The sequence below is a fragment of the uncultured Leifsonia sp. genome, assembly GCF_945957465.1.
GTDB lineage: Bacteria > Actinomycetota > Actinomycetes > Actinomycetales > Microbacteriaceae > Leifsonia.
On sequence record NZ_CAMFLC010000099.1, the window covers coordinates 1 to 4,962 of the forward strand.

At 67.0% G+C, this 4,962-nt stretch carries 8 protein-coding genes; 4 read left to right on the forward strand and 4 right to left on the reverse strand.

The window, feature by feature from the left end; all coding sequences use genetic code 11:
• Window positions 1-71 precede the first annotated feature (71 nt).
• Window positions 72-536 carry an Lrp/AsnC family transcriptional regulator gene (locus Q0Q23_RS19685; RefSeq protein WP_295128383.1) on the reverse strand — a complete coding sequence of 155 codons (465 nt, stop codon included), beginning with the start codon at window positions 534-536 and terminating at the stop codon, window positions 72-74.
• Between the two features lie 93 nt (window positions 537-629).
• Between Q0Q23_RS19685 and Q0Q23_RS19690 the strand changes: the two genes are divergently transcribed.
• Window positions 630-1,064, forward strand: a complete 435-nt coding sequence (locus tag Q0Q23_RS19690; protein ID WP_295128385.1) for a rhodanese-like domain-containing protein — start codon at window positions 630-632, stop codon at window positions 1,062-1,064.
• A gap of 2 nt (window positions 1,065-1,066) precedes the next feature.
• On the opposite strand, the gene Q0Q23_RS19695 is transcribed toward Q0Q23_RS19690, so the two are convergent.
• Window positions 1,067-1,930, reverse strand: coding sequence for an Fpg/Nei family DNA glycosylase (locus Q0Q23_RS19695; RefSeq protein WP_295128387.1), 864 nt, complete (start codon window positions 1,928-1,930; stop codon window positions 1,067-1,069).
• Between the two features lie 48 nt (window positions 1,931-1,978).
• Here Q0Q23_RS19695 and Q0Q23_RS19700 point away from each other — a divergent pair, with 48 nt between their 5' ends.
• Window positions 1,979-2,419 carry an NUDIX hydrolase gene (locus tag Q0Q23_RS19700; protein WP_295128390.1) on the forward strand — a complete coding sequence of 147 codons (441 nt, stop codon included), beginning with the start codon at window positions 1,979-1,981 and terminating at the stop codon, window positions 2,417-2,419.
• 17 nt (window positions 2,420-2,436) lie between these two features.
• Here Q0Q23_RS19700 and Q0Q23_RS19705 read toward each other — a convergent pair whose 3' ends face one another.
• Window positions 2,437-2,640 (reverse strand): PspC domain-containing protein, encoded by a 204-nt coding sequence (locus tag Q0Q23_RS19705; RefSeq protein ID WP_295128393.1) that lies wholly within the window; start codon window positions 2,638-2,640, stop codon window positions 2,437-2,439.
• Window positions 2,641-2,737: 97 nt separating this feature from the next.
• Entirely contained in the window at window positions 2,738-3,292 is a 555-nt protein-coding gene (locus Q0Q23_RS19710) for a hypothetical protein (protein ID WP_295128396.1), read from the reverse strand.
• Between the two features lie 124 nt (window positions 3,293-3,416).
• Between Q0Q23_RS19710 and Q0Q23_RS19715 the strand changes: the two genes are divergently transcribed.
• Together Q0Q23_RS19715 and Q0Q23_RS19720 are read left to right on the forward strand one after the other, a co-directional pair.
• Window positions 3,417-3,956 carry a peptidylprolyl isomerase gene (locus Q0Q23_RS19715; protein WP_295128398.1) on the forward strand — a complete coding sequence of 180 codons (540 nt, stop codon included), beginning with the start codon at window positions 3,417-3,419 and terminating at the stop codon, window positions 3,954-3,956.
• Window positions 3,957-3,997: 41 nt separating this feature from the next.
• Window positions 3,998-4,855 (forward strand): rhomboid family intramembrane serine protease, encoded by an 858-nt coding sequence (locus tag Q0Q23_RS19720; RefSeq protein ID WP_295128400.1) that lies wholly within the window; start codon window positions 3,998-4,000, stop codon window positions 4,853-4,855.
• The last annotated feature ends 107 nt before the right edge of the window (window positions 4,856-4,962 follow it).

A 4,962-nucleotide genomic window follows, 5' to 3' on the forward strand; every position in this document is an offset into this window, starting at 1 on the left:
AGCGCCTGCTTTGCAAGCAGGATGTCAGGAGTTCGAATCTCCTAGGCTCCACAGTCTTCTTCTCCATCGCTTCACTCGTGCGGTGGTTCGATCGCCCGTGTCGGCACGGTGCTCGAATACGCGATGCTCGTGGTCACGCTGCCGAGTGTCCCGATCGTGCCGCTCACCTGTTCCAGGTGACGCATCGACGTCGCCACCACCTTCAGGATGAAGCAGTCGTCGCCGGTGACGTGATGCGCCTCGACGACTTCCGGGGTCTGCGCCAGCAGATCGTGCAAGGGCTGATACCGGCTGCTGGGATAGCGCAGGCGGAGGAAAGCGAGGATGCCGTAGCCGAGTCGTTCGGGGTCGACGACGGCACGATATCCGGCGATCACACCTGCCTCCTCGAGCCGCCGGACGCGTTCTGCGACGGCGCTGTTCGACATGTGCACGGTGCGTGCGAGCTCGGCGACCGACTGCCGGCCGTCGCGCTGGAGCTCGGACAGGAGGGTGCGATCGACCCCGTCGGCGAGGAACGAAGAATTCGCGGGCATATGCGAATTCTGCCACCCGAATCGCGGTGGATCCACGCGAACGGCGTCGATCGCTCGTTCAATCGGGAGTCGCAGATCCCTAGTGTTGACAGCATGACGACGACAGCAACGGAAGCCTCCCGACACTTCGCGGCCAAGCTCAGCTTCGAAACCGACCCGTCCGACGTGAGAGCCGCGCAGCAAGCGGGGGAGCGGTTCGTCCTGATCGACAGCCGCGGAGCGGAGGCGTGGCGTCAGGGCCGCATCGTCGGAGCGGTTCACCTCCCCACAGCGGAGATCGGCGAGCGCGCGCTCGAGACCATCCCGCTGGACGACCCGGTCGTCACCTACTGCTGGGGTCCGGGCTGCAACGGTTCGACGCGGGCAGCTCTCGCCCTCAGCCTGCTCGGCTACGAGGTGCGCGAGATGATCGGCGGGTTCGAGTACTGGGCTCGCGAGGGCCTGCCGGTGGAGGACGACAACGGACCGGTGGACCGTGCCGCGGACCCGCTCACGGCACCCGTGAGCGCTGTGAGCTGTGCGTGCTGAAGTTACTTGAGCAGCCGTGAGAGCACGCGATCAGCGAGTGGTTTGCCGCCCGTCTGGCAGGTCGGGCAGTACTGCAGTGTCGAGTCCGCGAAGATCACCTGTCGGATGGTGTCGCCGCAGACGGGGCACGCCTGACCAGCCCGGCCGTGGACGCGCATCCCGGACTTCTTCTCGCTCTTCAGCTCTGAGGCGGCCAGCCCCTCAGAGCGGGCCAGCGCTTCGTGGAGCGTCCCCTCGAGTGCCTCGTAGAGCCGGTCGACCTCCGCATCGGTCATCGCGGCCGGTTTGAACGGGGACATCTTCGCGACGTGGAGGATCTCGTCCGAATACGCATTCCCGATCCCCGCGATGAGACCCTGGTTGCGGAGCACTCCCTTGAGCTGCGCGCGGCCTTGTGCGGCCAGGATCGCCGCGAACGCATCCCGCGTGAACGCGGGGTCGAGAGGGTCGGGTCCGAGTCGGGCGATCCCCGGCACCTCGGCCGGATCGCGGACGATCGAGATGGCGAGACTCTTCTTCGTTCCCGCCTCTGTGATGTCGAGCCCGCTGCCGTCGTCGAGTACCAGGCGCGCGGCGAGAGGACCCTTCCCCGGCCTTCCCGACGGCGGAGGCGGAGCCGAGTCGCGCCAGCGGATCCAGCCGGCTCTCGCGAGGTGGATGACGACGTGAAGGTCGTCCGCTGCGATGTCGAGGAACTTGCCGTGGCGGGTCACACCGGAGACCGTCGTTCCGGCGAGGGCCTCGGGAGGCGGATCGAACGTCTTGAGGGCGGAGAACGCGACGATGGTCAGGCGGTCGATCACACGGCCGCGCAGCCGCTCGCCGAGGTCGGCGGCGAGAGCGGTGACTTCCGGCAGTTCGGGCACCACCCCATACTGCCGCTCTCCACCGACGAGCGGCAGTAGGGTGTCGGAATGGATATCAGGGTCGCCGCCTACGGCGTCATCGTGGACGGGCCGCGCATCCTGCTGGCGCACTGGAACGAAAGCGGTCGTTCCGGATGGACACTACCCGGCGGCGGACTCGAACCGGGCGAGAATCCGCTGGATGCGGTGGTGCGGGAAATCGGGGAGGAGACCGGCTACGAAGCGAGGGCCGGGGAGCTGCTCGGGATCGACTCCAAAGTCGTTCCCGCCGAGGCCCGATTCCTCCCCGACGCCGGGCCGCTGCACGCACTGCGCATCGTCTACCGGGCGGCAGTGGTCGGTGGCAGCCTGCGGAACGAACTCGGCGGCACCACGGACGAGGCGGCGTGGTTCTCGCTCGCTGCCATCCCGAATCGCCGCGTCGATCTCGTCGACGTGGCGTTGCGGATGGCCGGATACGGAGAACTGGCGCGTCCCGAGCGCTCCTGAGCGCGTCCGCGCTCGGGTCATGCCGCGCGAACCAGCGCCGGCTTCTCGGCCGGGATGATGATCCACATCGCGAGGTAGGCGATGAACTGCGGCCCGGGAAGCAGGCAGGAGAGCAGGAAGAGCACGCGGACCGTCCACGGCTTCATCCCGAAGCGGTGAGCAAGGCCGGCGCACACACCGGCAACGATCCGGCCATCGATCGGACGTTCGAGGTTGTTCATGACACCAGCCTCGCGTGGGTCGCGACACCGCACCATCGGGGAAACCCCCCGGTTCGCCCCGGAGGCGACCCCCGAGGAGCAGGTGACCTGCGGAGTGCTACTCCGCGGCGGGCGTCGTCGGCTCCTCGTCGGCGACCCAGAGCTCGTCGTCGGCGCGGAACGTCTGCCAGACCGCGTAGAGCAGTCCGGCCGCGGCCACGACGCCGAGGCCCACGGCGATGACCGTTCCCGCACCGGGGCCGGACTTCTTCGTGGCGACGGTCGCGCGCTTGGTCAGTTCTTTACGGGCCTTCGTGAAGTCACCGTTGAAGGCGGCACTGCGCGCAGCGCGCGCGTGATCCACCACCGAGAGCGCAGTACCGACCGCCGTGCCGACAGCCGGGATGACGTCGCCGACGAGACGGTCACGCGCCACCCCCGCGTACCGTCCGGCGGACTGCTTGGCCGACTGCGCGGCGGGGAGCACGTAGGACTCGTAGCCCTCACGCACGCGCGGGGCGATCTCTTCGCGGGAGTAGTAGGCGGCCTGCTTGCGAGCCGCCGCGGCCAGAGCGTTCGCGTTCGCGAGCACCTCCTGCTGCTGCCCCCACAGGTCCTGCGCGTCACTCCGCAGACGGTCGAGTTCCTTCTTGCGCTTCTTCGTCAGGCTCATTCTGGACCTCCATTGCGTCGGCTGGGCGAACTGACTCCATCTTGCCACCGAAAGGCCTGAGCATGGCCCGAGAGCATCGGGGCCTTCCCGAAACCCGGTATTGCGCTGTGCAAGAATTGGTGCCATGTCTAAGCACACCGCCGTCGCCACTCTCCACACTAACTACGGGGACATCAAGGTCAACCTCTTCGGCAACCACGCGCCTAAGACGGTCCGTAACTTCGTGGGCCTGGCGACCGGTGAGATCGAGTGGACGCACCCTGCGACGGGCGAGAAGACGAACGCTCCTCTTTATGACGGCGTGGTGTTCCACCGCATCATCCCCGGCTTCATGATCCAGGGCGGCGACCCGCTCGGTCAGGGCGTCGGCGGTCCGGGCTACCAGTTCGACGATGAGATCAACCCGGAGCTGGACTTCACCCAGCCGTACATCCTGGCCATGGCGAACGCCGGCATCCAGGGCGGCCGGGGCACGAACGGCTCGCAGTTCTTCATCACGGTCGCGCCGACGACCTGGCTCCAGGGCAAGCACACCATTTTCGGCGAGGTCGCGGACGACGCTTCGCGCAAGATCGTCGACAAGCTGGCCGAGCTTCCGACCGACGCCCGCGACCGTCCTCTCGACGACGTGGTGATCGAGTCGGTCGAGATCGAACAGGCCTGAGCCCGGCCGGGAACGAGAGCGCGGGCGGAAAGCGAACACGCATGTCTCAGCCCGTCGATGCCCCGACGACCGTCTGCTACCGGCATCCCGACCGCGCGACCTTCGTGCGCTGTCAGCGCTGCGGGCGGCCGATCTGCGGTGAGTGCCAGACTCCCGCGGCTGTCGGGGTGATCTGCCCCGAGTGCATGGCTCAGCAGCGTGCGACCGCGCCGCGCACGCGCTCGCCCTGGGTGTCGCGGCTGACCGGCCCGGGTGCACCAGTGGTCACGTACGCGATCATCGGCATCTGCATCGTTGTCTTCATCCTGCAGAACCTGCCCGTGATCGGCTCGCAGGTCACCAATGCGCTGCTCTATGCGGGCGTGTACTCGTACCCGACCCATTCGCTGTCGCCCCTGCTCGCCTTCGAGCCGTGGCGCATGCTCACGTCGGTGTTCCTGCACGCCAACATCATCCACATCGCGCTGAACATGTACACGCTGTGGATCTTCGGCATGGCCCTGGAGCCCGTCCTCGGGCGCGCGCGCTTCCTCACGCTGTTCCTGATCAGCGGATTCGCCGGTTCGCTCGGCGTCCTGCTGCTCTCTCCGGCGAATCAGCCCGTGATCGGCGCTTCCGGCGCCATCTTCGGCATGCTGGGAGCGTTCTTCATCATCCAGCGCCGGCTAGGCGGAAACGGGATGCAGATCCTCGTTCTCGTGATCCTCAACCTGGCGATCGGCTTCCTGCCGGGGATGAACATCGCCTGGCAGGCACACGTGGGCGGGCTGGTCGGCGGCATCCTCGCCGGACTGATCTATGTCGAGACGCGCAAGCCGTCGCGGCGACGCTGGCAGACGCCGCTCATCGTTCTGCTCTGCGTCGTCCTGGTCGGCGCCAGCCTGCTGCACTTCGTCTGACAGCGGCTACTTCCCACAGTGCGTGGATAAGTTATCCACACCCTTATTAACAGTGGGGATAATTACACCGGTGTAACTCTCCACAGGCTTATTAACACTGGGGAGAA

Coding starts and splice junctions, on each gene's coding strand:
- Q0Q23_RS19685 (WP_295128383.1), bottom strand. CDS start 536: ATGCCCGCGAATTCTTCGTTCCTCGCCGACGGGGTCGATCGCACCCTC.
- Q0Q23_RS19690 (WP_295128385.1), top strand. CDS start 630: ATGACGACGACAGCAACGGAAGCCTCCCGACACTTCGCGGCCAAGCTC.
- Q0Q23_RS19700 (WP_295128390.1), top strand. CDS start 1,979: ATGGATATCAGGGTCGCCGCCTACGGCGTCATCGTGGACGGGCCGCGC.
- Q0Q23_RS19705 (WP_295128393.1), bottom strand. CDS start 2,640: ATGAACAACCTCGAACGTCCGATCGATGGCCGGATCGTTGCCGGTGTG.
- Q0Q23_RS19710 (WP_295128396.1), bottom strand. CDS start 3,292: ATGAGCCTGACGAAGAAGCGCAAGAAGGAACTCGACCGTCTGCGGAGT.
- Q0Q23_RS19715 (WP_295128398.1), top strand. CDS start 3,417: ATGTCTAAGCACACCGCCGTCGCCACTCTCCACACTAACTACGGGGAC.
- Q0Q23_RS19720 (WP_295128400.1), top strand. CDS start 3,998: ATGTCTCAGCCCGTCGATGCCCCGACGACCGTCTGCTACCGGCATCCC.